Source organism: Chitinophaga sp. 10T418 (genome assembly GCF_056394125.1).
Window position 1 is genome coordinate 460,186 of the sequence record NZ_JBFTHG010000004.1, and the last position, 26,130, is coordinate 486,315.

The window sequence follows — 26,130 nt, forward strand, 5'->3', positions numbered from 1 at the left end:
GACGATAAGTTTTTAAATGTTCACCGGTTATAAATTTACTATTGTTGTGGTTTCTTTTCCGGATTATTTTATAAAAGCAAAAGCCCCGTAGAACGGGGCCTGTGCGGGATATTTTAATTAATCGGGTTCTGCACAAGGTTCGGGTCCAGCAGTATTTCCTGTTCTGGAATAAAGTGAACCACCCGTGCATTCGTGTAGGATATGGTTTGCGGATTAGTTTGTACACCTGGATAATTCCTGTATACGCTACGGTTGTTGCGGAACAGGTCAAATGAGCGGTGTGTTTCAAAGGCCAGTTCCAGGCGGCGTTCATCGAGCACTACATCCAATACGCTGGTATACCCTTGCATATTATTCTCACTGAACAGTGCGTTGCCACTTAATCCGGCCCTTGTACGGATAATGTTTACATCTGCCAGTGCTGCCGGGTTATTACCTGATTTAGCATTGGCTTCTGCACGAATCAGGTACATTTCAGCCAAACGTAGTACAACCGGTGAACTAAGGGTAGGTACGTTATCCTGGTTAGAATACTTCAGGATATACCATTTTTCCACACCGTTTCGTTTAGCGATCACTTTCTCGCCACTAACAGGATTTATAGAATCTTTACCATTAGCGCCTTTCAGGTGTACTACCTGTATAAAGGAGTTACGTACATCTTCCGGATGTTTTTGAATCAGGTCACGGAAGGATTTGGAAGCGTACATTTCACCATAACCCATACCACCAGGCGACATATAATACATAGAGCCTATAGAGCTCCAGGTACGGTCATCCTGCAGGGTATGATGAATAGCGAAAAGCGTTTCCTTGTTATTTTCATTCGACTTGGTATAGTAACCTGGAAGATCTCCGGTAGGCACCAATAAGCGATCTTTCGCATTGATCACAGAATCTGCATAGATACGTGCAGAATCATTTTTCCCCATGTAGAGATAAGTCCTTGCCAGCAAAGCCATTGCTGCATCTTTGGTAGCATAGCTGTTGGTATTGGAGTTATCCATCAGGTCTTTCCCTTTTTTCAGATCAGCTACTATCTGCGCGTATACATCTTTTACTGTATTACGTTTAGGCATAGCGGCTATATCAAATTTGGTAATTACCGGTACCCCCAGATTGGTTTCAGGACTCTGGCTGTAAGGACGGCCAAATGTTCTTACCAGGCTCCAATGAACGAAAGCACGTATAAACAGGTTTTCACCAATCAGTTGATTTACCGAAGCAGCGCTGTCTTGCGGCATTACAGCCAGCAATTTATTACAGCCATTAATGGCTTTATACCCCATACGCCAGATCTGCAATGCATTGCCCTGGTTGGTCAGATGTCCATATGTATAAGAGTAAAACAGCGGATCTGTAGTGGCGCCACTTAACGCTACATCATCACTGGGAAATTCTCCCATCTGAAAATAGTTGCGCGTAAAATTTTCTTCTTTCAGTAACGCATAGTTACCGGCAGTAGCTGCCGACCATTTACTTGGATCTCTCAGGATATTATCATCCGGAACAGCACTGTATGGATCTTTCTTTAATGAACAGGAACTGGCCACAGTTAACAGTAACAGCCCCACAAAATATTTTGATAAGTGTTTCATGATCTTCTCTTTTAGCTCCTGTTAAAAATTAATTTCAAGCCCTGCAAACCATTTGGTACTGGATGGGTACTTAATGTAGTTGATACCACGATCATCTACTTCAGGATCCAGACCTGAGAATTTGGTCAATGTCCACAGGTTATCACCGCCAACAGAAATTCTGGCGTTTCCAATGTGCACGCGGTCCAGCCAGGCTTTCGGCAGTGCATAGCTCAGGTTCACGTTTCTTAAACGCAGGTAGCTTCCGTCTTCCAGGAAACGGGAAGATGGTTTATGTGAGTTTTTATTTCCTTTGATGGCGTACTTGGGATGAGTAGCTACATCACCAGGTTTTTCCCAGCGACTCCAGCCCTTATCCAGTTCCATCATGTTATAGGTGTAATATGCGCCATCATTGTCCATCAGTTCACGGGTGCTGTTATATACATCATTACCGGAAACAAAGGCCAGGAAGGCACTCAGTTGGAAGTTTTTATAAGAGAAAGTGTTACGCATACCACCAAAGAGTTTTGGTGTAGCAGAACCTACAATCTGCAGAGACGCGTCATTATAATTATTGGTAGTTGTTTTACCGGTTACATTACCGTTAGCATCGGTAGTGAGTTTTTCCCACAACGGATCACCATTGGCAGGATCTACACCAGCCCATTTACGCATATAAAAGCTACGCATATCCTGTCCCTGACGCAGCACAAAGTAACCACTGATAGGATCTACAATCTGGTTTTTGCCAGCATATAAATCAGTTACCCTGTTTTTGTTGAAGCCGATATTGAAGTCTGTACTCCATTTGAATGCACCCACCAGGTTATCTGTGCTCAGGTTGATTTCAATACCTTTATTACGCACAGATCCTACGTTCTGTGAAATGTAGCCGTAGCCGGCAGTTCCGGGCAAAGGCACATTAAACAGCAGGTCTTTACTATCTTTCTGATAAATATCAATGTTCAGGTTAATACGGTTAAACAAGCCCAGGTCAAAACCAAAGTTAGTATTGTAGGCTTTTTCCCAGGAGAGATTCGGAACATTATAAACGCTCTGATAAGCTCCCGGATATCCGTTGTACTGGGTGTTGATGGCATATGCACCAATAGCGCTGTAGTCGCCTATTTCAGCATTACCGGTGGTACCATAACTGGCCCTTACTTTCAGGTTGGTAATGGCTTTGATGTTTTTGATAAAGTTTTCTTCCGAAACAGCCCATGAGGCACCAAAAGCATAGAAGTTACCATACTGTTGATTAGCACCGAATTTGGAAGAACCATCTCTTCTGAAGGAAGAGGTGAAGTAATATTTATAATTGTAGTTATAGTTCGCCTGAATGAAGTAGGAGTTAAATGCACGGTCAATTTTTGTTCCACCAATAGACATGGGAGAAGAAGTACCACCCAATACATTTACTCCCTGCAGCACACCTTTACCCTTTGCATTAATATCATTCAGGTTTGCCTGCTGGAATTCAGCACCCACCAATCCATCGATGTTGTGTACCTTATTGATCGTATATCTTGCTTTCAACAGGTTGGAGCTGATATAGCTGGCAGTATCCTGGTAATAATTATACAGATTACCACGATCATCTGACCCGGAAGATGTTCTCACATCTCCATTGCTTTCCTGGTTGAAGTGATAGTACTGCGCGCGGTTAGTAGAGCTGAATGATAACCACTTGGTGATATCATATTCCAGTTTTACCAATGCTTCGAGTGACTCCCTTTTATTTTTAACATAATTATACTGTTGATCGTACAGGAAGTTGCCCATATCGCGACCATACCAGGTAGCTGCCGTTAACGGGTTTACCGGTTTACCCTGATCATCATAGGCTTTGTCCCATGGCAGGTTGGTATAATACTGATACAGTGAGCCATTTGAGTTATCCTTATCTGTAGTTTGTGTTCCGGCGATATTTACACTCACACGGAATTTATCAGTGATATTATGATCCAGGTTGAGTCGCGCGCTGAAACGCTCTACGCCAGTACCTTTCAGGATACCATCTTCTTTATAGTAGTTACCACCCAGGTAGAATTTAGTTTTCTCATTACCGCCACTGGTAGATAATTCGTAGTTCTGGTTGCTGGCATTCTGGAAGGCCAGTTTCTGCCAGTTAGTATTAATATTACGGAGAGATGGATCTAAGTCCGCCCCTGCGGCTTTCTGCAGATCATACAGGTCTGTTCCGTTCATCAGGTGAAAATGCCCGGTATTGATTTGAGCTGTTCCGATATTGGTACGGAAGTTCACCTGTGTTTTACCAGCTTTACCTCTTTTAGTGGTAATAACCATTACGCCGTTGGCAGCGCGGGCACCATACAACGTGGTAGCAGCCGCATCTTTCAACACCGTTACACTTTCAATATCACTCGGGTTAGGTAAACCACCAATGATACCATCTACTACTATCAGTGGAGAGTTGCCGGCAGTTAATGTTCCGTTACCACGGATACGGATAACAGGAGCGGCAGAAGGATCACCGGAGGCATTTCCAACAAACACACCGCTTACTTTACCCTGCAGCATTTTGTCCATGCTGCTGGCAGTAACGTCTTTCAGTTTCGTACCGCTTACCGCTTGTGCCGCACCGGTGAGGTTTTTGGTGGTGGTAGTGGTGTAACCCATTACAACTACTTCTTCCAGTTTTTTGGTATCTCCCTCCAGTTTAACGCTAATTTCAGAACGACCGCCTACTGCTATTTTCTGCGGCACATATCCTATATAGGAAAACACCAGTATACTGGTTTCAGTGGGAGCCTGGATGGTATATTTACCAGTAGCATCGGTGACGGCACCTATGCTGGTACCTTCTACAGACACGGTTACACCCGGCAATGGATCTTTGGAGATAGCATCAGTTACATAGCCTGTCACCTTTAGCTGTGCGGTACCGGCAGGTGTAATCACTACCAGGTTATTTTCCAGCACACGATAGGTAACATTGGAGCTATTGAAGAGCAACTTCATGATGTCATTGATCTTTTTATCTTTCACATCAATGGTCACTGCCTTGTTCAGGTCAGCGAAGTTCTCGTTATAGAAGAAGCGGTAGTTGCTGCTACTCTCAATTAGTTTAAATACCTCTTTCACGCTAGCATTTTCAGCATGCAGTTCCTTTATTTTCTCCTGCGCAAAAACACTGGCGGATACTTGTAAAAAACTTCCGAAAATCAGCAGACCTGTCAATTTCGTCATGAGCAATAATTTTCGCCCGGGGCAAAAAAATGCCGCCAGGTTTGCAGTGGATTTCATAAACTTGTATAGATTTTAGTTAAACGAATGATTACGGTGATACGGCCCGTCGCAAAGGCCATTCACCAACACGTGATTTTCGTTGAATTGGGGGTGAGTCGCATCACTCCCAATTTTTTTTTCAGTTGTTCATATCGTGCATGTAAGTTGGTTTTTACAGGTGATGAATGATGATTCTCCTATATGTTCCGGTTGTTACCGTGTCTTAAATGCTTTTATATATTTTTCTTTCAGCTCATTATCCACTGCGAGGGTTACAACACCCTTGTCTATAGTATATTTCAGCGGAGCGGTGAGCTTAAGAATGTTGAGTACCTGTTCCAATGTTTCCTGTCGGAAAGTACCACTGAAGCGATATTCTTTCAGTTCCTGTTCTTTAAAAATCACCTTCACATTAAACCTGCGTTCCATGGTTACCGCCAGTTCGTCCATGGTTTGAGCGGCTACAATCCAGTTGCCATCTTTCCAGGCGGTATATATTTCTGTGTTGTTCACTTCCCTGCTTTCTATCGGAGCAGCCGTGGAGCTATCTCCGTTAGATGCAGGTATTTTCTTATGTTCACTGTCGTTGGTTGTCAACGGTTTCTTATACACAACATGCTGATGTGGTTTCATCATTAGTCCGAAAGGCGTGGTTGTTTTGCTGCCGTCAATTTTCACTTCTCCATCTACCAGCGTGGTCACCACGGTTTTATCTTCCGGATATGCCTTTACATTGAAAGAGGTACCCAGTGCAAGTATTCTCAGGTCGGAAGCTTTAACTGTAAAGGGCTTCTGGGCATTGGTATGCACTTTAAAGAAAGCTTCTCCTTCCAGTTTTACTTCACGGCCGCGGAGATTATAAGACTGTGCATATTGCAGTTTACTACCTGCATTCAGCCATACTTCCGTACCATCAGACAATTCTATTTTGGTAGTCGCCCCTTTCGGGCTGGTTACCGTTACCATGGCGTTGTTACTATCCTCTTTTTTCAGGGATGACCAGGCATATACCAGGCCACCACCGATTAAGAAAGGCAAAGTATAGGAAGCAGCTACACGGAAATAATATTTCCATCTGTTTACCACCATAGGTGGCGCTATCGCTGTCCTGTACTGCATATTATCCCAGGCGGCCGTAGTATCATATGTTCCTGACGGTGCAGTTGCCTGCCATACCTCCCTTAGTTGCAGAAAGTAGGACCTGTTCTCTGCCAATGCATTGATCCAGTGTTCCAGTAATTTCTGCTCTTCTGCGGAAATATTGCCGGATAAAAAGCGTGCAATCAGGTCATCTACCTGCTCCTGTGTATAGTTAGGCCCCATAATATAGAAAACAAGTACTAAGACAATATTTAGTATTGGATAGGGTGACAAGAGAAGAAAAAAAATTTGCTTTAATTTAACATACTACTTCAGGAGCGGGAGTAATTCGTCCCGTAACCGTTGCAGGGCGCGGGTCATCTGGGTTTTTACGGTGTTGATGGAGATCCCTAAATGTCGGGATATTTCCGGATAACTGAGTTGTTCGAACCGGCTGAGACGGAAAACATCCTGGCATTGGGGTGGTAATTTCCGGATAGCTTTTTCTGCCAGTTGTTCCAGTTCGGAGGTTTCCAGTTTTTCTGCCGGAGAATGAGAAGGAAGACTGAAGAGGGAAATACGGGATTCCAGTTGTTGTATTAATTCGCTGCTGTATTGTGTCCGGATCCTGTTTTGTTTAATAAAATTGAGGCAGTTATTTTGCACAGCCCTGTACAGGTATGCCTTTTCGGACACCTGGATGTCGAGGTCATCATACTTCTCCCATATTTTCATAAAAGTGTCCTGTACAATTTCTTCTGCCAGTTCATGTCTGTTTACAAAATCATAAGCAAATGTGCAGAGCGCAGGATAATATGTTTTGAATAATGATTCAAAAGATGGCATTTGACGTTGTTGCTGGGCAATATTTTTACTTACTTCCTCCAAAGTATTCCGACATCCTCACAAATATGTTCACTGTGCCGAAAAGATACGACAAAGGAGCGAAATGCAGAAAGCAGAAAGCAAAAAGCTAATATGGAGGAGACATAAGCGTAAAAAATACTCGCTTAGATCTCCTCCATATTAGCTTTTTGCTTTCTGCTTTTGCCTTCTGCTCTACATGCACAGCCCTCCGCAGGTGCTGATTGTCTGGCCGGTTACATACCCGCTCATATCAGATGCCAGGAAGAGGCAAACGTTGGCAATATCTTCCGGTGTACCGAAACGGGCCAACGGAATTTGTTCAATATAATTGGCAGCGGCCTCTCCTTCTTTGAGGTAGCTGGTCATATCTGTTTCTACAAAACCTGGTGCTACAGCATTGCAGCGGATGTTACGGCTGCCCAGTTCCTGAGCGATGGATTTGGTAAACCCGATAATGCCTGCTTTGGAAGCAGCATAGCTGCTTTGGCCGGCGTTACCCATAATACCTATTACGGAACTCATATTAATGATGCTGCCACTCCTTGCCTTCATCATAGGGCGTATCACCTGTTTGGTCATATTATATACGCTCTTCAGGTTGATGTTCATCACATCATCCCATTGATCAGGGCTCATGCGCAGGAGCAGGTTATCTTTGGAAATACCTGCGTTATTCACACAGATATCAATTTTCCCGAATTCTTTCAAAACTTCTGCTACCAGTGTTTCACATTCTTCATAAACGCCGGCATTAGATTTATATGCCTTTGCTTTTACACCTAAAGCTGTTAGTTTAGCTTCGAGTGCCTGGGCTTTTTCATCAGAACTCACGTATGTAAAAGCTACATTCGCTCCCTGTGCTGCAAATTTTAAAGCAATTGCTTCTCCGATACCACGGCTGGCACCAGTTACAATCGCTACTTTGTTCTCCAGTAATTTCATGTTATAGTTGATAGGTTTTAAGCGTTCATGTTGTTGGCCGCAAATTTCAGGATTTCTTCCAGGTAATTACGGTCATTATTCAGTCTCGGGACCTTATGTTGTCCACCCAGTTTACCTTTACTCTTCAGAAATTCGCAAAAAGTACCTTCAGGCAATACATGCACTACCGGCATGTGTAAAGCAATGTCTTTATATCTTTTTGCCTCATAGTCTGAGTTGATAGCTTTTAAGGTGCTATCCAGTATACTGGTAAACCGGTTGATATCATCCGGAGCGACTCCGAATTCCACCAGCCATTCGTGTCCACCATTGCCGTGGTCACTGAAATATACCGGTGCGGCCGTATAGTCATTTACAACAGCGCCGGTAGCCTCACAGGCTTTGGCAACTGCCGTATCAGAATTTTCAACGATTACTTCTTCACCAAAGGCGTTGATAAACGACTTTGTTCTGCCACTCACTTTTATCCGGTAAGGAATCAGGGAGGTAAACTGTATGGTATCCCCTACCAGGTACCGCCATAAACCACCGTTGGTGCTGATTACCAGGGCGTAGTTTTTGCCCAGTTCCACTTCCTGCAATTGTAATGTTTGCGGGTTTTCCTTGCCTAATTCCTCCATGGGCATAAACTCATAGAAGATGCCATGGTTGAGGAACAGGAGTAGTCCTTCGTCTCCTATTACGTCCTGGGCGGCAAAAAAGCCTTCGGAGGCGTTATAGGTTTCCTGGTAGTGCATCAGTGGTTTGCGGATTAGTTTTTTAAACTGTTCGCGGTAAGGGGTAAAGCTTACGCCACCGTGCATATATAATTCTACATTGGGCCATACATCGGCCAGGTTATCTGTGCCGGTCAATTCAAATATACGTTTGATCAGTACAATGGTCCATGTAGGTACCCCGGCAATCGAGGTTACGTTTTCATGGATCACCGCATTGGCCATGCGTTCTATTTTTTCTTCCCATTCGTCCATGAGTGCAATTTCCAGGTCCGGCGTGCGGATCATGTTACCATAAAATGGCATGTTTTGCAACATCACTGCGCTCAGGTCTCCGAAATAGGAGTCGCTGTTTTCGGACAATTTATTCACCTGGTGGCTACCGCCAATGACCAGGGATTTCCCGGTAAAAACATCGGAATCAGGGAAATTATTGTAGTAGAGAGAAATCACATCCCTGCCGGACCGGTAGTGACATTCATCCAGACTTTCTACCGTTACCGGAATAAACTTGCTTTTATCGGCGGTGGTACCACTCGATTTAGCAAACCATTTAATGGGCGTATTCCAGAGTACATTTTGCTGTCCCTCCATCGTGCGTTGTATATACGGCTTGATGGTATCATAAGTATGAATAGGAACGCGCTGCTTATATTCGTCTATCTTATAAATCTTCGAAAAGCCGTACTGCTTACCGAATTCGGTATACTGAGCGGCACTGATAAGGTTTTGGAATACCTGCTGCTGCACCTGCACGGGATACTGCATAAAATACGCAATACGCCCCATGCGCAATCTTGCCAGTTGTGATATTGCAGGACTTAAAATTCTCATATAGGATGCTGTAGAATTATTTTTATTGTTTAGCTGCTTCGTCCAGGTAATCTTTCCGGCGCAAAATAAAATTCTGGCCAAGATACACTTTTCTTACCTGTTCGTCCTCTGCCAGCTCTTCTGCCGACCCGGATTTAAGGATTTTGCCTTCAAACAATAAATAAGCCCGGTCAGTAATGGACAGTGTTTCCTGTACGTTATGGTCTGTAATCAGGATGCCTATATTCTTATATTTCAGCTTGGCTACTATTCCCTGGATATCTTCCACCGCAATGGGGTCAATACCTGCGAAAGGCTCATCCAGCAGAATAAATTTAGGGTCTACCGCCAGGGCGCGGGCAATTTCCGTGCGGCGTCTTTCCCCCCCGCTCAATACATCACCGGGGCTTTTACGCACGTGTGTAAGCCTGAACTCAGATAGCAGGCTTTCCAGTTTATCCCGTTGCTCGGCTTTTTTAAGGGTGGTCATTTCCAGTACTGCAGAAATGTTATCCTCCACGCTCAGCTTCCGGAATACGGAGGCCTCCTGCGGCAGATAACCGATGCCCATCTGGGCTCTTTTGTACATGGGCAACTTGGTAATGTTCTGGCCATCCAGGTACACATTCCCTTCATCCGGCTTAATAAGCCCTACAACCATGTAGAAGGAGGTGGTTTTACCCGCTCCGTTAGGGCCCAGCAACCCCACAATCTCACCCTGAGACACCTCCACAGATACATGGTTTACCACCGTTCTGTTGCCGTAACGCTTTACCAGCTGGTCTGTATGTATTCTTAATGCCATATGATCAAACTTAGCAAAAATAAACAATTCATTCAGTTAGCCTAGTTATAGTTGTCATAAGATTAAAAATGATCTGATTATAATAATCGGATATCTTATTTTTGCCCGCGTATTTTAGCAGGAATATCGGCATTCGCCGCATTCTTCAAAGCTTATAACTTTATGAAAGTAACTGAACATATTGCCCGGGCCAAAGACACCCTGATTTCTTTTGAAATCCTTCCTCCACTGAAAGGAAAGAGTATTGAGTCTATTTATGACCACCTGGATCCCCTGATGGAATTCAAGCCGGCTTTCATTAATGTGACCTACCACCGCAGTGAGCATATGTTCAAGAAAAAGGCGGATGGCTCCTTTGAAAAAGTAGAAATCCGCAAACGCCCTGGTACAGTTGGTATTTGTGCTGCCATCATGAACCATTACAATATAGATGCCGTTCCTCACCTCATCTGTGGTGGCTTTAGCAGGGAAGAAACAGAAAATGCCCTCATTGACCTGAACTTCCTTGGTATTGACAATGTACTCGTTTTACGCGGGGATGCGCCTAAAAACGAAACTTTTTTTGAACCAGACCCACATGGTCACAGCTATGCGATAGAATTGCTCGACCAGGTTGCCCATATGAATAACGGCGTATACCTGGAAGATGACCTGCAGAGCGGTGTAAAAACCAATTTCTGCATTGGCGTAGCCGGCTACCCGGAGAAACATTTCGAGGCGCCGAATATGCAAACAGACCTCTCTCACCTGAAACGGAAAGTGGAAAATGGTGCTGATTATATCGTTACACAGATGTTCTTCGATAACCAGAAGTTCTTCGATTTTGTGACCAAATGCCGGGAAGCAGGGATTACCGTTCCTATCATTCCGGGATTAAAACCACTTACCTCCAGGAAACAAATGACCATGCTACCGCGCATTTTCCATGTAGATATCCCTACAGACCTCTCTACTGAGATCCTGAAATGTAAAACAGACAAAGATGTGGAGCTGGTGGGTACGGAATGGCTGATTGCACAGTCTAAAGAACTGAAAGCATTTGGTGTGCCGGTATTGCACTACTATACCCTGGGTAAACCCAAAGTGGTTCGTGAGGCAGTAGAAGCAATTATGTAATATCAACAAGACTTATAAATAAAAGAAGGGAAGGACAGAAGTCTTTCCCTTTTTCTTTTTCTTTCATATAAAAAAATAATGCCATCACGTAGATACGTAGTGGCATATCCCTATAACTGTCACACTTTTAATTATAACTGTCCAATGATCGAAATCGCTTTGCGGCGACCTCTTTCGCTAATAAGACGCGGTAAACAGATTTGTCCCCTACTCCATTTTAAAAAAAATAAAAAGAAGGCGCAAACGCAGCCTTCCCTACCTGGCATAAAAAAAGTTCTTCCCGTCAGGAAAGAACTTCTCTTTTATCCTTGTGCATCTTATCGCTACCAGTCTTCCCGGTCAAACAGAAAGCCAAGGCTAACGCCCCAATACCGGTTTTTGAAATCGCCTGATGATTTATCCAGGTCCACCAAACCATAGCCATAATGTGCAGTCAATGTAAGTAAGCAATTAAATTCTATACCAGCAGTAAAGTTTAATCCTGCGTCCCAGCGTTGCAGATTTATATTGGTGCCGAATATATTGGGGGATCTATTGAAGTTTAATTGCTGGGAACCCGATTGCACCAGTTTTGTACCATCAAAAGCAGCTACATTATAGTGACCGCGTAAGCAATAGGCAGCATAAGGTCCGGCTCCCACTAGGAGTTTACCAAAGCTCACTGGTAATTTATATACCATGTTCACCGGTAGTTCAAGGTATTGCAGTTTTAAACTGGTAGGTCCTGATGCAAAAAGATCCGGATGTAGCACGGTGTAATCGAGACCAGCTCCTTTTACGATATACCCTGCACCTGTCTGCAGGTATCCTCTTTCAAATAACGGGATATTCAGGTAGGCACCAGCTTGCCAGTTGTCCAGGGATGAGGTTCCAGGGGCGGTACTATTTTGGGATGTGGCCAGTCCTGTATTTACGTATCCCCCGCGTATGCCTAAACTTACCTGGGCTTGGGACGAGGAGACAACAAAGAACACAGCTGTAGATAGAAATGTAAAAAATTTCATCAGTAGTTCGCTAATAAGTGTATTAAAATATAAATGTGACAAACGATTTGGGGAAAAGTCCTATAGCTCAGTCGGTTACTAGCACTAAAGTAAACAAAGGTTTTGATAAAAATAAAAAACCACCCGGTAATTTCGGGTGGTTAATACAAAAATCATTTTGAGTATTCCGTTATTTGCCGCCGAATTTATATCCTACAGAAACACCGAAAGAAGTGTTCTTAAATTTGCGTTCATTATTTGTGTTATCGGCAGTATTTATCAATCCGAGATCTGTGTTCAGGCCAAAATAAAGCCCCATAGGCATTTCATACCCAACATTGATCCCTACTCCTGCATCGAAACGTTTCTGTTTCAATAATAAAGATTCATCGTCGTACACATTGAAATCTCCCAAACCAGTATCCTTAATCTTACCGCTGATACCATATGCGAGGTAAGGACCAGCCGACAGTACCAATCTTCCGCTTCCTACTTCAGGCTTAAACATGAAGTGGATGGGCACTTCCAGGTACGATAAGGTTGTTTTCGCATCTGAATTTTTAGCCTTGCCTCCTTTCCCGGAATAGAGTAAACCTGTTCCGATATAAAATTCATCCGCCAGCGGAATGTCTACAGTAACACCTGCCCTGATACCTGTCAGGATTTTACTGGTTTCTTTAGACGTACCCGTTAACCCCGGATTTTTAACGGTCATGCTGGAAAACTGGGGTCCTGCAACGATACCCCACTTAGCCTGACCAAAGGAAAGACTGGCGATTAATAAAGCTGCTGCAGATAATAATACCTTTTTCATGTGTGATGTAATTTGAATGATACCAAAAGCGATACCTACAGGTCAGGTATCGCTTTTGTAGTTTTTCTTGATTGCCAACTAATGAATGAACCTGTTTTTTTGCTTGCTGCTGATATTACAATTGAATCAGCTAATTGTTTGTTATTGTGTTATTTTCCGCCAAACAAGTAACCTACAGACACGCTGAAAACACGGTTTTTACTCTTGTCATCAGTGCTGTTGTCCTGGCCGGAACGTACTTTTGCAAACCCAATACCGTACTGCGCTGAGATCAGGAAGTTGCTTATTTCAGCACCTACCTGTACGTTACCACCCCAGTCAAAACGTTTGAATTTGTCAAAACCCTGGTTAGGATCACCATTGTTAAATGGGGTATCATCATCCCATTTGATGTTGGAAGAGCTACTGAGCGTATTTCCGGCAACGGTGGTTTCGTATTTGTTTTTCCCGGCAACACCAAAAGCAAAATAAGGTCCTGCACCGGCAAATAAGCGGGCATTGGGACCAACCGGTAATTTCGCAATGAAATTCAACGGAACTTCAATGTAGGATGGATTCGTTGTAAACTTAGAAGTAGTAGCAGTGGTATTGTTGCTTAAATCCACCTTAGTTCCTTTTGTACTATAAAATACGCCTGGCTGGAAAGACAATATTTTAGGCACTAATGGTAGGTCTACAATGGCACCCACATTAAAACCAGATAAAGAACGGCTATCTTTAGTATTTCCTTCATTATCGGTAGTAATGTTTGAAAGATTCCAACCAGCCTTAATACCTACACGGGCCTGAGACATTGCAGCAAATGACATACTTAATGCTGCAAGGGATAACAATAAAAACTTCTTCTTCATAATCTTCTGTTTTATGGTCTGGTACCCATAAAGCCAAAGACTATGCCAAAGGAACGTTAAATTTACATAACATATTGATTATCAAATATAGTTGAGGACCATATTCTACGTTCTACACCCCTATTTCTACAACTTTGCTGCTGTGTTTTTTGGGGTTACACGGTCCAGAAACTCCTGTAATTGTTCCACACCCAGCTTTTTGGCCACAATTTTCTTTTTATCATCCAGGAGGTAGATCATTGGTGTGCTGTATACATCATACAATCTGCGGTAATTTGTCGCTGATTGTGGATCTGAGCCGTGTACCCATCCACCAAGATCATGGTCTTTAATGAACTGTATCCACTCTTCCCGCGTACCTTCTGTTTTTACGCCTATCATGGCTACTCCTTTGCTTTTCCAGCTTGCTTTATAGGCTGAGTCGAGGCGGGGCAGCTCTGTTTTGCAATGGCCACAGGTAGGATCCCAGAAAACCAACACCGTATACCTGGATTGGGTTTTATACAAAGAAAGCATATTGGAAGCCGTGTCCTTAAACTCAAGTGGGGCGGCCTGTTTTCCGATAAGATTGGGGGCCATCGTATACGCCCTGTCCACAATTTTATTCAGCTGTTCGTCAGTCAGCCAAAAGGCTTCTCCTGGCACGTAGTACTTCTCTACCAGGTGAACGAATACTGCGTCCATGCCCATGTAAGGAGAGCTTTCATAATTATAGGTAAGCCACCACAATACAAATTTGAACACCTCTTTGCTCTTGCGGGTGCGGGCAATCAGGGCATCACAATCTAGGATAATAGAGTCCGGGGAGGCCATTACCAGTTGTGTGAAGTATTTCTTTAGTTTCCCTTCCAGAATGGGCGTTCTTACCAGGCGGTCGCTCTCCAGGTCTACCTCATCCCAGTAATGCCCCTTGAAGTAGCGGTAGGCAAAGGTAGAATCTTCACCGACAGGCTGCTGGGGCACTTCCGGCTCCTTCATTGCCAGAAAGATGGTGCTGAGAATGGTTCCTGGATGTTTACTCACGAAGTCTGTCCGGAATTCCTGGATCTTTTTCCCCAATTCCTTTTGTAATGGCAGCACTTTCGCAGTATCAGCCGCAGTATGCGCTGTTTGCAGCTGTTGCTGAATATTCCGGCTCAGTGTTTCCTGCTGGAACAGGAATTTATTATAAGAAAGGAACAACTCGTTGTCGGGACTGCCTTTGTAGATGGTTTTATTGATAAGATCTGATGTGTCGAGGGTAACGCTAAAGACCTGCTGTTTATCGATCAGAGCTTCCACGTACTTTTCTTTTCCCGGCAGCACCAGCAGGTAAATGCCCGGGAGCAGTTTTTCCTTGCCTTTCAGGACAACGTCTCCTGACGGGCTAACATCAGCAGAATCTGCCAGATAGGTAGACCTGCCCATGTAGTGGGCGAGGAAGAATTTACCACCGGTAAAGTTTTTCAGTTTAACGGAGATCTGGTATCCCTGTGCCTGCAGGTGCAAGTGCCCTAAAAGGGTGGCTATCAGTATTAAAAATAATTTACGCATAGGATTTCAAAGCAATATGTAAATGTAAGCGGAAAAAAGTAAAAAAGGAAAGCTGCGTGGTGAGTGGTAATTACATGAATTACGGCGTAGGATTCAGCATTTCCAATTACCTTTGCAGCCGTGAGGAAAAAAAACGTTGTTTTAGAAAATGTACCTGTTACTGCCTATGCGGCAGAGGGTAAAGCCCTGGCCCGTCAAGACGGGAAAGTTATATTTATTGAAGGCGGTGTGGTGCCTGGTGACGTAGTGGATGTTCGTCTTAGTAAAAACAAAAAAGACTGGGCAGAAGGGAAAGTGGTCCACTTTCACAGTTATTCTGACAAGAGGGTGACTCCTTTTTGCCAGCATTTTGGTACTTGTGGTGGTTGTAAGTGGCAGATGCTGCCTTACGCTCAGCAACTGGAGTACAAACAGCAGCAGGTGGCAGACCATCTGCAGCGTATTGGGAAGTTGACATTGCCACCAATGGAGCCTATCCTGGGTGGGGTGCATACGGAGCATTACCGTAACAAGCTGGAGTTTACCTTCAGTAACAAGGCTTACCTTACCAACGAGGAAATAAAGGCGAATGATGGAGAAATACCTGTAAGACCCGCACTGGGCTTCCATGTACCCAAATTGTTTGACAAAGTCCAGAATATAGATACCTGCTATCTCATGCAGGAGCCGGTAAACCTGATCCGTAATACCATCCGTGAATATGCTGTTGCACATGAACTGCCGTTTTACGATATCCGTGCCCAGCAAGGCTGGCTGCGTAACCTGGTGATCCGTCTTTGTACCACCGGGGAGATTATGGTGAACCTGGTCATCCGTCATGAAGACAAGCCTAACCGGATTGCTTTACTGGATCATTTACTGAAAACAGTTCCGGCTATTACTACGTTGCTGTATACCATTAACTCCAAGGGAAATGATACCATTTTTGACCTGGAGCCGAAGGTATATTTTGGGAAAGGGTATGCAGAAGAGAAACTGGAAGATTTTGTTTTTAAGATAGGTCCTAAATCTTTTTTCCAGACCAATACCTACCAGGGGGAAGTATTGTACAAGGTAACACGGGATTTTGCCGGGTTAACAGGATCTGAAATAGTATACGATTTATATTGCGGTACAGGCAGTATCGGCATCTTTGTATCACGCAACGCCCGTAAGGTAGTGGGTATTGAGTTGATCAAAGAAGCGATAGATGATGCGAAGGAGAATGCTGCAAGAAATAATGTAGACAATGCCGAGTTTTTTGCAGGCGATGTAGTGGATATTTGTGATGATGCATTTTTTGCACATCATGGACAACCGGATGTAATTATTACGGATCCACCACGGGCAGGCATGCACGAAAAGCTGGTGAACAAGCTGCTTGAAATTGCAGCGCCTAAAATTGTATATGTTAGCTGTAATCCGGCTACACAAGCCAGGGATCTGGCATTGCTGGATACACTCTATACAGTGGAAAAGGTACAGCCAGTAGATATGTTTCCACACACACATCACATTGAAAATGTGGTGCTGTTGAAAAAAAGAGCTAATAACTAAGCAACAATGAACGAGTACAGGCCCGGAAAATTTCAGTTCCTACCGATGGTCATCAAAAATCTGATGATCATTAATGGTTTGGTTTGGTTAGTGCAGATTACGCTGCTGAACAGATTTGATTATGATTTGAGTCGTTTATTTGCCCTGCATTACTGGGGCTCTGCGCTTTTTAAGCCACATCAGTTCATTACGCATCTGTTCATGCACGACCCCAGACACTTTACGCATGTGCTCTTCAACATGTTTACCCTTTGGGTATTTGGGGCTACGCTGGAAAACCTGTGGGGGCCCAAGCGTTTCCTGATCTTTTACATGATCTGCGGATTAGGTGCAGCCTTATGTTATATGGGTGTACTTACTTATGAGAATATCAATCTGTCCAGGTATGCGCAGGCTTTTTTAAATGACCCCACCTTTAGTAATTTTGTGCCGTTGGACAACAAATTTGACCTGGGCAGTGTGGCTAACTTTAATATGGAGGGGCTGAAAAATGCAATTGCCGCCGGTGATCCTCGGGCTATAGACATCGCTAAAATATATGTACAGGATTATGTACGTTATTATCAGAATATTCCTACTGTTGGCGCATCCGGGGCGGTATATGGCATACTCCTGGCTTTTGGCCTGCTGTTTCCCAACAGAGAACTGTACATCTGGGCGATGTTTCCGGTAAAGGCCAAATATCTGGTAGGCTTCATGATTATCGGAGAAATATGGTCTGGTATCCAGAATAATCCCGGTGATAATGTAGCACACTTTGCGCATTTGGGTGGCGCACTCTTTGCGTACTTATTGCTCCGGGGGTGGACGAAGAGGCGAACAGATTTTTATTAATACAACTGTATTAATGACGTATTTTTGTATTGAAAAATATATGTACCATGCATGCGTTGGAAAAGGAGAAATTACCCCGCCTCTCTTTAGGAGAAGGAAGAAATATGGTGACACAATTGTTGGTCGTTAATCTTACCATTTTTATTTTCCTGCTCTTCACTCTTGTTATTTACAAGATGGAAGACGTAGGGGAACCAAGATTTCACCAGGACATCATGACCTGGCTGAGGCTTCCCGCAGATCCGGCAAAATTATTAATGCGTCCGTGGACGCTGGTCACCTCTCTGTTTACACATATCAGTGTCTGGCAGGTATTTACCAATATGGTGTGGTTGTGGTGCTTTGGCACCTTTATGCAACACCTGGCCGGCTATCAGCGGATTTTACCTTTATATCTTTTCGGAGGTATCTGTGGTAATCTCTTTTATGTAGCCGCCATGCAGTTTATACCGTCTTTTCATGTACTCAACGGTACTGAATACTGGCTGGGAGCAGCGGGCAGCATCATGGCGATAGCCGTTGGTGTTACAGCCATTGCTCCACGTTACCGCATTTTCCCGTTGCTGGCAGGCGGTGTTTCCCTTTGGGTCATTACCCTGCTGTTTGTCGTACTTTCTGTGGGGTCACTGCTGGCCTCTTCTACCTATGGTTATACCTACATTCCGGTGCTGGCGGGTGGCGCATTTGCCGGCTGGATCTATATGACCCAGTGGAAAAAAGGCAACGACTGGGGATCGGGCTTCAACAGACTTACGTTTAAACTGACACATGTTTTCCATCCGGCTTCCCAGCAGATCAACCCGGATGATTTTAAAAAAAAGAATAGTCCATCAGATACCGAGCAACAACCTTTCAGACGCATCGGCAAAGTACCGGAGCAACGATTGAATGAAATTCTTGATAAGATAAATGAAAACGGCCTGTCTTCCCTCTCCCCGGACGAAAGGGATACTTTACTCAGGGCAAGCCGAACAGAATAAAAGCATTACAAATTAAAAATTAAGCTTTACGATAAATGGGGACACATTAGCGGAGTTTATTCGCTGATGTGTCCCCATTAATTTGTAATTTGATTCCAGCAATTCGCAATTGCCTGTAACCCTATGCTACATAAAATTTTCCTCCGGATTTTGCTTTGGGGCAGTACAATGCTCGCTGTAGGCCTTCTGCTGAGTACATATCTATCTCACCTTAATCCAGGTAAATACTGGATCACCGGATTTTCTGGCTTCTTCTTTCCCCTTCTCTTTCCCGTTTGTCTTCTTTTAATTCCTGTTTTGTGGTGGTATAAACGCAAAAAACAGCTGCTGTTGTGCAGTATTGCAGTATTATGTTGTATCCCCGCAGCCCTGGTCACCTGGGGCGTTCATATCTTTCCTAAAAATAATATTGTCAAACAACCCAACAGCCGGGAGTTTACGCTCATGACCTATAACACCAGCAGTATGGGACTAATGGCATATAAAACGGATAAAGACAAAGAAGCCGCTATTTATAATGTGGTTAGTAAAAATAACCCGGACATTTTGTGTATGCAGGAATTTTACAGTAACGACAAGCCGGATAAAGAACATCATATTGATAGTTTGATGCAGAGATGCCAATACTCCCATCATTTTTTCACCTGTGATAAAACACAGTGGGACACCTGGTTTTATGGTATTGCCCTGTTTTCGCGTTATCCGATCGCAGCAGCTGCTGCTATTCCCTGCGGAGAGAGCAAAATGGGTAGCGGCAGTTCTTTTTTGCAGGCGGATCTTGTATTACAGGGAGATACGATCAGGGTATTTTCGGTGCACCTGACTTCGTATATGTTTAAGGGTGAGGATTATGATAACATGAAGGCGCCCGGTGGCGTTGGCCTGGTTTATAAAATGCGGTCCACTTTTCAGAAAAGATCCGCGCAGGCACTACAGCTGGCCGCATTGGTAGCTGAAAGTCCCTATCCTGCGATAGTTTGCGGCGACTTCAATGATACCCCGGTATCATTTACCTATAAAACGGTGAGCAGGAATTTGCAGGATGTTTTCCTGGAAACCGGCAGTGGCTGGGGGCGCACCCTCTCCTTTTTGTCGCCTTCCCTGCGGATAGATTATGTGCTGACGCAGCCATCCTTCCGTATTCACGGTGGCCAGGTTTTCCCTACCTGTCCTTCAGACCATTTCCCGGTTATGGCCTGTCTGTCGTTGAAAAAACACTAACTTTAGTACTTCAACAAAGTATGACGCGGTGCGATTTTTAAGACTATTTACGAAAGGATTTTTTTTGATCATCAACTTCGCCGTGGTATTACTTTTCCTGGCAGCCTGTATGGCGCCATATATTTCACCGGCGTGGTTTTGGCCCATTAGCTTTATTACACTGGCGTTCCCGTTTTTACTGGGGGTGTTGATAATATTCCTTATTGGATGGTTATTTTTTAATTATCGCTATGCCTTATTATCACTGATCGCCCTGTTGCTGGGTTGGAAATCTATCAGCGCTTTTGTGGCCTTTCACATGCCTTCCGGCAATAAAGCGGTGAAGAGTGATAGCACGCTCACAATTATGAGCTACAATGTGAGCCAGTTTGGCCTATACCGGGAAAAGGACAGTAAATACAACCGGCAGGCGATGTTTGCCATGATTAAAAAACAGGAGCTGGACATTGTCTGCTTCCAGGATTTTTATACCTCTGAAAAAAAGAATGATTTCAACAACCGCGAGGATATTTCCAGGGAGATGACATTGCCCTATCGTTACTTTTCCAGCGATTTTAACCGCGATGGCATGCAACACTGGGGGTCGATTATTTATTCGCGTTTCCCTATTATTGCTTCCGACAAAGTGAAGATGAGCGTGGGACCTAGAAGCGAAAGCCTTATCTATGCAGATATTCAGAAAGGGGATGATACCATCAGGGTCATTAATATGCACCTGGAGTCATACCGGTTTGATAAAAAAGATTATTCGGCTATTCAGAAAATCAAAAACCAGGAAGATACCGGGTTGAAAGCCACCAAAAGCATCATACAAAAAATGCGGGAGGCGTATATCCGCCGCAGTCAACAGGCCGATATTGTAGGTGATTTTATCCGGCAAAGCCCCTACCCTGTCATTGTATGTGGTGATTTCAACGATACGCCGGCCTCTTATACCTACTTCACCATTAAAGGAGGTTTGCAGGATGCTTTTCTGCAAAAAGGTTTAGGAATAGGACGTACTTTTACAGGGCTGGCGCCGACATTACGTATTGATTATGTTTTTGCGAGCAATCATTTTAAGGTAAACAGCTTCCAGAAAATCATTTCTGACCTGTCTGATCATTATCCTGTAATTGCCAATCTGAGTTTAATGGGCAGCGGAAAAACGGAAGTAGAAGTAAATAAATAACTGTAACCATTATGAAAATGTATAATATTTGTATGGCAGACCGATGTTGTTCCGGTAGTTTTATCGTACCCGGAAAACAATTTTTATCTTTGCCATCCACCAATAAAAAATAAGATGTCAGGCCCCGGTTCAACCGGATGACATCTGTCATTTACAGCATATGTCAGAACTCAGGATATACAATTCATTACATCGACAAAAAGAAGTATTTACACCATTACACCCCGGCCATGTAGGCATGTATGTGTGCGGACCCACCGTATCCGGCGAATCACACCTGGGACACGCACGCCCTTATATTACATTTGATGTAGTATTCCGCTATTTAAAGCACCTGGGCTACAAAGTGCGTTATGTACGTAATATCACCGATGCCGGCCACTTTGAAGAAGAAGGCCGCGCAGCAGAAGATAAGATTTCAAAGTTTGCCGTACTGGAAAAGCTCGAACCTATGGAGCTGGTGCAGAAGTACACTAACCTGTACCACTGGGCCATGCTGCAATTCGGCTGCCTGGAACCTAGTATAGAACCTACGGCTACCGGTCATATTATTGAGCAGATAGAAATGATCAAAACGATCATTGAAAAAGGATATGCCTACGAAGTAGACGGCAGCGTATACTTTGATGTGAAAAAATATGCCGCCAACTACGACTACGGCATTCTGAGTGGTCGTATACTGGAAGATATGCTCGAAACCACCAGGGAACTGGAAGGCCAGGATGATAAACACAACAAAGCAGATTTTGCCCTCTGGAAAAAGGCGCCGCCAGAACATTTGATGCGCTGGCCAAGTCCATGGGGTGAAGGATTTCCCGGCTGGCATATTGAGTGCTCTGCTATGAGCGCCAAATACCTGGGTGGCCAATTCGATATCCATGGTGGTGGGATGGACCTTCAGTTTCCTCATCACGAATGTGAAATTGCACAGAGTGAAGTAGTACATGGAGAGATGATGGCCCGCTACTGGATGCACAATAATATGATCACCATTAACGGCCGCAAAATGGGTAAGGCTTACAACAACACCATTAAGCTCACGGAAATGTTCACCGGCAGCAATCCTCAACTGGATAAAGCTTATAGCCCGATGACCATCCGTTTCTTTGTGTTGCAAACGCATTACCGTGGTACCCTGGACTTCTCTAATGAAGCCCTGCAGGCCGCAGAAAAAGGATTACAACGTTTATGGGCTGCTTATGAAACATTGCAGAAGTTAACTTATACCAGCAGCAATGGTCAGGGTATTAATGAAGAGCTGGACAAACAGGTACGTACCTGGTGCCAGGAATGCCCTGAGTTCATGAACGATGATTTCAACACCGCTAAAATACTGGCTAATCTGTTTGAACTTACACCAGTGATCAATTCCCTGAAAGGCGGGCAGATAAAAATGCACGAGATCAGTGAAGATACTTTCGTCCTGTTACAGCAAACATGGAAAACCTACCTGGTAGACATTCTGGGTATTCAACAGGAAACTATCACCGGAGAAGACAACAAACTGGATGGGGTATTACAGATGCTGATTGAAATGCGTAAGGAAGCGAAGAGCCGTAAGGACTATGCTGCTTCCGACAAAATCCGTAATGAATTATTATCTATCGGCGTTCAGCTGAAAGATGAGAAAGACGGGTCTGTTTCTTACAGTCTTCAATAACTAAATATTTCCGAAGATAATGCGTAAAGCTCTTATTACGCTGACTGCGCTGGCCATACTGGCCGGCGCCTGTCAGCAGAATGGCCAGACAACAGAAAACACCAACGACAGTACAGGCGCCAGTAAAGTAGCCAAACTGGATGTACCTGTACCCGTTTTCCAGGCAGATTCAGCGTATGCTTACACTGCCAAACAGGTGAGTTTTGGACCCAGAATACCCAATACACCAGCTCAGGAAAAATGCGCTAACTGGTTGATCGGCAGTCTGCGGCCGTGGGCGGATACCGTATACGTACAACGTACTACTGTAACCGGCCCTAAGAATGAAAAATTGCCTTGTATTAATATCATTGCCAGCTTTAACCCGGCAGCCAAACAGCGTATACTGCTGCTGGCACACTGGGATACCCGCCCATGGGCAGATGAAGATGCTTTTGATAAAACAAAGAAGCTGGATGGCGCAGATGATGGGGCCAGTGGCGTAGCTGTACTGATGGAAGTAGCCCGGCAGTTTCATCTCCAGAAGCCGGAAGCAGGTGTAGATATCCTGCTGGTAGATGTGGAAGATTATGGTGCCAAAAGTGACGAAAACTCTTTTTGTCTGGGTACCCAGCACTGGGCTAAGAACCCGCATGTACCAGGCTATAAAGCTAATTACGGTATCCTGCTGGATATGGTAGGCGGCCGTGGCACCCAGTTTTACATGGAAGGATCTTCCAAACAATATGCTGCTGCACAGATGAAAATGTTCTGGGACGTAGCCAACAAACTCGGCTACTCCGATAAGTTCCGTTATGAAAACAACGGTGCTTATATTACAGATGACCATATAGCGGTGAATACGATCGCCAATATTCCTACATTCGACATCATTGCATTGCAGGCCAATAACGACTTTGCTCCGCACTGGCATACGCAGAACGACAATATGGATGTGATAGACAAAAAAACGTTGCAGTCTGTGGGTCAAACCCTGCTGCAGGTGATCTATACGCAGCCATTCAATTACTAATCAGGTAACTGGTATTCCGGGGTGAAGGATGATGTGATGTATTGACTAAAAAAACAGGTTATGCCCAGATCAGCAGGCACTCCGGAAGCTAAGCCGGTGCACTATCAGATACATCTCAGCAAGGATAAGAAGCTGCAGAAAATTATCGGCGGCCCGCTAACGGAGCTGACCATAGGAAAAAATATCTGCCTGAAACTGATCGGCTCTATTATGAGTCAGCAGCTATCTACCAAGGTAGCAGATGTTATTTACTCCCGTTTCCTGGACCTTTACGGCCGAAAGGAGCCTACCGCAAAGCAAATACTGGATACCCCCGCTGTAACGCTCCGGGGCATTGGTTTATCCAACGCCAAGGTGACCTATGTACACAATGTAGCCGCCTTTGTGATTGCTGAAAAGCTGACCGATAGTAAACTGAAAAAGATGGGAGATGAAGAAGTCATTACCTATCTCACACAAATCAAGGGTGTAGGCCGCTGGACCGTAGAAATGCTACTGATGTTTTACCTGTGCCGCGACGATATATTTGCCATGGATGACTGGGGGCTGCAGCAGGCCATGATCAAGCTGTACAAGCTGGACCGGGAAGATAAGAAAGCCTTCCGGGATCAGCTACGTAAAATCTCTGATAAATGGTCCCCTTACCGTACACATGCCTGCCGTTATTTGTGGTCCTGGAAAGATAATACACCAGATAAATAACACCACATATACACTGCGTAGCATCTTCCTAAATTTGTAGTATGAATGTGCAGGGAAGTTTCTTCGATGATCAGGATGCAGCTACCAGGATTTCATTACTGAATGGAGAGCTGGTCTATTATCCGCAGTTTTTTACTACTGTGGAGAGCGATCATTTCATGCAAAAATTAACCGACACCATTGCCTGGAAACAGGAATCTATGACGATGTATGGTAAGCAGGTGTTATTTCCCCGCTTAATGGCCTGGCACGGTGATGCCTCCACTCCCTACCGGTTCTCCGGCAATACCTTCTCCCCGGAAAGCTGGACGCCTTCATTGTTGCAGATACGCGACCGTATTACGCCGGTTAGTGGCCATGCCTTTAATAGTGTATTGCTGAACCTTTACCGTAACGGAAACGACTCTATGGGCTGGCATGCGGACGATGAGCCCGAGCTGGGTCCTCAGCCGGTAATCGCCTCTGTCAACTTTGGTGCCACCAGGCGGTTTCTGCTGCGATATAAAAGTGACCATCAGCGAAAATATGAGTTGCCGCTACAACACGGATCCCTGCTTATTATGAAAGGTATGTTGCAGGAATATTGGGAACACCAGGTCCCTAAAACATCTAAAGTATCTACCGGAAGAATTAACCTCACCTTCCGATTTATCCACCCCTAAAAACCGAATGTATCTTATGAAAAACCATGTTTTATTAATTGGAAATGACATTAACAACATTTCCCGCGGCCAAAGCTGGAAGGACCTGCTGCAGGATATTATCACCTTCTGTCATGCAGGCGACTGCATAGAACTGGATGATAAAAAGCCTTTCCCTTTGCTGTATGAAGAAATATTTTTAACCGCCAGTAAAAACCACAAAATCCGTGAGAAAGACCTCAAATCATTTATCGCTATCAAAGCCGCCGAGATAAAAAGTAATCCCATACACAGCGCCATCAGAGCACTGAAGCCGGCACATATCCTTACCACGAACTATGAATTTACGCTGGAAGGCAGTACTCCGCTGGAAAACACGAGTCTTATCAACGAAAAGTTTTACAGCATTTTCAGAAAGTATAAAGTCGGAGATACCAATTACTGGCATATTCATGGCGACTGTTTGAATCCGATGAGCATCAATCTTGGCTTTGAGCACTATGGCGGACAGTTACAGATGATGCGCAATTATGTAGTCAGCGGCACCGTGTATACTTCCAAAGAAGTACCTAAGAAATCTCTATTGCGGCGTATACATTTCAAAGAAGTATACTTCCACTCATGGATTGATCTCTTTTTTACGGATGATATCCACATCTTCGGATTGTCGCTCGACTTTGTAGAAACTGATCTGTGGTGGCTCCTGACTTACAGGGCCAGGCAGAAATTCCACCATAAAAATGTGCCGGTGCACAACAAAATATTTTATTACATCCCGGAAGAGTATGTAGCCGCCTCCAAATGCAAGCTCGATTTGTTAACAGCAAATGACGTTACCGTTATTGCGCTGCCCGGAAAAGATAAGCTGGCTTATTATGAATCCATCATAAATGGCATTGGCAAAACAAATAAAACAGCCTACCATGGCTGCTCCAGCGAATAGAACGGCCTTCAAAGTGAGTCTGGCAGCGTTTTTGAAAAATATAGGAAGTTGTAACAAAAGATAAAACCTGATCGTTCCTTT

At 44.3% G+C, this 26,130-nt stretch carries 22 protein-coding genes; 11 read left to right on the top strand and 11 right to left on the bottom strand.

Going from position 1 to position 26,130, the window contains the following annotated elements:
- Positions 1 to 113 precede the first annotated feature (113 nt).
- The 7 genes from AC1DCV_RS14105 to lptB form a co-directional block, all read right to left on the bottom strand.
- The gene (locus tag AC1DCV_RS14105; protein ID WP_477023734.1) at positions 114 to 1,598 is read right to left on the bottom strand and encodes a RagB/SusD family nutrient uptake outer membrane protein; all 1,485 of its coding nucleotides are present in this window, start codon (positions 1,596 to 1,598) and stop codon (positions 114 to 116) included.
- A 21-nt stretch (positions 1,599 to 1,619) separates the two neighbouring features.
- A complete protein-coding gene (locus AC1DCV_RS14110; RefSeq protein WP_477023735.1) occupies positions 1,620 to 4,847 on the bottom strand; it encodes a TonB-dependent receptor in 3,228 nt (1,075 codons plus the stop codon).
- 195 nt (positions 4,848 to 5,042) lie between these two features.
- A complete protein-coding gene (locus AC1DCV_RS14115) occupies positions 5,043 to 6,152 on the bottom strand; it encodes a FecR family protein (RefSeq protein ID WP_477023736.1) in 1,110 nt (369 codons plus the stop codon).
- 84 nt (positions 6,153 to 6,236) lie between these two features.
- Positions 6,237 to 6,797, bottom strand: coding sequence for an RNA polymerase sigma-70 factor (locus AC1DCV_RS14120; RefSeq protein ID WP_441578207.1), 561 nt, complete (start codon positions 6,795 to 6,797; stop codon positions 6,237 to 6,239).
- A 171-nt stretch (positions 6,798 to 6,968) separates the two neighbouring features.
- Positions 6,969 to 7,718 (bottom strand): 3-oxoacyl-[acyl-carrier-protein] reductase, encoded by a 750-nt coding sequence (fabG, locus tag AC1DCV_RS14125; RefSeq protein WP_441578208.1) that lies wholly within the window; start codon positions 7,716 to 7,718, stop codon positions 6,969 to 6,971.
- A 17-nt stretch (positions 7,719 to 7,735) separates the two neighbouring features.
- Complete coding sequence (locus AC1DCV_RS14130; protein WP_477023737.1) at positions 7,736 to 9,268, bottom strand: GH3 auxin-responsive promoter family protein; 1,533 nt, start codon at positions 9,266 to 9,268, stop codon at positions 7,736 to 7,738.
- A gap of 22 nt (positions 9,269 to 9,290) precedes the next feature.
- Entirely contained in the window at positions 9,291 to 10,052 is a 762-nt protein-coding gene (gene lptB / locus AC1DCV_RS14135) for an LPS export ABC transporter ATP-binding protein (RefSeq protein WP_477023738.1), read from the bottom strand.
- A gap of 162 nt (positions 10,053 to 10,214) precedes the next feature.
- Here lptB and metF point away from each other — a divergent pair, with 162 nt between their 5' ends.
- A complete protein-coding gene (metF, locus tag AC1DCV_RS14140; RefSeq protein WP_477023739.1) occupies positions 10,215 to 11,168 on the top strand; it encodes a methylenetetrahydrofolate reductase [NAD(P)H] in 954 nt (317 codons plus the stop codon).
- Between the two features lie 323 nt (positions 11,169 to 11,491).
- On the opposite strand, the gene AC1DCV_RS14145 is transcribed toward metF, so the two are convergent.
- The 4 genes from AC1DCV_RS14145 to AC1DCV_RS14160 form a co-directional block, all read right to left on the bottom strand.
- Positions 11,492 to 12,172: an outer membrane beta-barrel protein gene (locus AC1DCV_RS14145; RefSeq protein WP_477023740.1), complete on the bottom strand. Its 681-nt coding sequence runs from the start codon at positions 12,170 to 12,172 to the stop codon at positions 11,492 to 11,494.
- A gap of 169 nt (positions 12,173 to 12,341) precedes the next feature.
- Positions 12,342 to 12,965, bottom strand: coding sequence for a porin family protein (locus AC1DCV_RS14150; RefSeq protein WP_477023741.1), 624 nt, complete (start codon positions 12,963 to 12,965; stop codon positions 12,342 to 12,344).
- Positions 12,966 to 13,114: 149 nt separating this feature from the next.
- Positions 13,115 to 13,816, bottom strand: coding sequence for a porin family protein (locus AC1DCV_RS14155; protein WP_477023742.1), 702 nt, complete (start codon positions 13,814 to 13,816; stop codon positions 13,115 to 13,117).
- 126 nt (positions 13,817 to 13,942) lie between these two features.
- Positions 13,943 to 15,349: a DUF5106 domain-containing protein gene (locus AC1DCV_RS14160; RefSeq protein ID WP_477023743.1), complete on the bottom strand. Its 1,407-nt coding sequence runs from the start codon at positions 15,347 to 15,349 to the stop codon at positions 13,943 to 13,945.
- 120 nt (positions 15,350 to 15,469) lie between these two features.
- Between AC1DCV_RS14160 and rlmD the strand changes: the two genes are divergently transcribed.
- The 10 genes from rlmD (at position 15,470) to AC1DCV_RS14210 (ending at position 26,049) form a co-directional block, all read left to right on the top strand.
- Positions 15,470 to 16,885 carry a 23S rRNA (uracil(1939)-C(5))-methyltransferase RlmD gene (gene rlmD, locus AC1DCV_RS14165; RefSeq protein WP_477023744.1) on the top strand — a complete coding sequence of 472 codons (1,416 nt, stop codon included), beginning with the start codon at positions 15,470 to 15,472 and terminating at the stop codon, positions 16,883 to 16,885.
- A gap of 6 nt (positions 16,886 to 16,891) precedes the next feature.
- Complete coding sequence (locus AC1DCV_RS14170) at positions 16,892 to 17,719, top strand: rhomboid family intramembrane serine protease (RefSeq protein WP_477023745.1); 828 nt, start codon at positions 16,892 to 16,894, stop codon at positions 17,717 to 17,719.
- A gap of 47 nt (positions 17,720 to 17,766) precedes the next feature.
- On the top strand, positions 17,767 to 18,699 hold the full coding sequence (locus tag AC1DCV_RS14175) for a rhomboid family intramembrane serine protease (RefSeq protein ID WP_477023746.1): 933 nt from the start codon (positions 17,767 to 17,769) through the stop codon (positions 18,697 to 18,699).
- Between the two features lie 297 nt (positions 18,700 to 18,996).
- The gene (locus AC1DCV_RS14180; protein WP_477023747.1) at positions 18,997 to 19,920 is read left to right on the top strand and encodes an endonuclease/exonuclease/phosphatase family protein; all 924 of its coding nucleotides are present in this window, start codon (positions 18,997 to 18,999) and stop codon (positions 19,918 to 19,920) included.
- Positions 19,921 to 19,984: 64 nt separating this feature from the next.
- Positions 19,985 to 21,091, top strand: coding sequence for an endonuclease/exonuclease/phosphatase family protein (locus AC1DCV_RS14185; protein WP_477023748.1), 1,107 nt, complete (start codon positions 19,985 to 19,987; stop codon positions 21,089 to 21,091).
- Between the two features lie 160 nt (positions 21,092 to 21,251).
- Complete coding sequence (gene cysS, locus AC1DCV_RS14190) at positions 21,252 to 22,751, top strand: cysteine--tRNA ligase (RefSeq protein WP_477023749.1); 1,500 nt, start codon at positions 21,252 to 21,254, stop codon at positions 22,749 to 22,751.
- Positions 22,752 to 22,770: 19 nt separating this feature from the next.
- The gene (locus AC1DCV_RS14195) at positions 22,771 to 23,763 is read left to right on the top strand and encodes a M28 family peptidase (protein ID WP_477023750.1); all 993 of its coding nucleotides are present in this window, start codon (positions 22,771 to 22,773) and stop codon (positions 23,761 to 23,763) included.
- A gap of 60 nt (positions 23,764 to 23,823) precedes the next feature.
- Positions 23,824 to 24,465, top strand: coding sequence for a DNA-3-methyladenine glycosylase family protein (locus tag AC1DCV_RS14200; RefSeq protein WP_477023751.1), 642 nt, complete (start codon positions 23,824 to 23,826; stop codon positions 24,463 to 24,465).
- Between the two features lie 41 nt (positions 24,466 to 24,506).
- The gene (locus tag AC1DCV_RS14205) at positions 24,507 to 25,127 is read left to right on the top strand and encodes an alpha-ketoglutarate-dependent dioxygenase AlkB family protein (protein WP_477023752.1); all 621 of its coding nucleotides are present in this window, start codon (positions 24,507 to 24,509) and stop codon (positions 25,125 to 25,127) included.
- A 16-nt stretch (positions 25,128 to 25,143) separates the two neighbouring features.
- Positions 25,144 to 26,049, top strand: coding sequence for a hypothetical protein (locus AC1DCV_RS14210; RefSeq protein WP_477023753.1), 906 nt, complete (start codon positions 25,144 to 25,146; stop codon positions 26,047 to 26,049).
- The last annotated feature ends 81 nt before the right edge of the window (positions 26,050 to 26,130 follow it).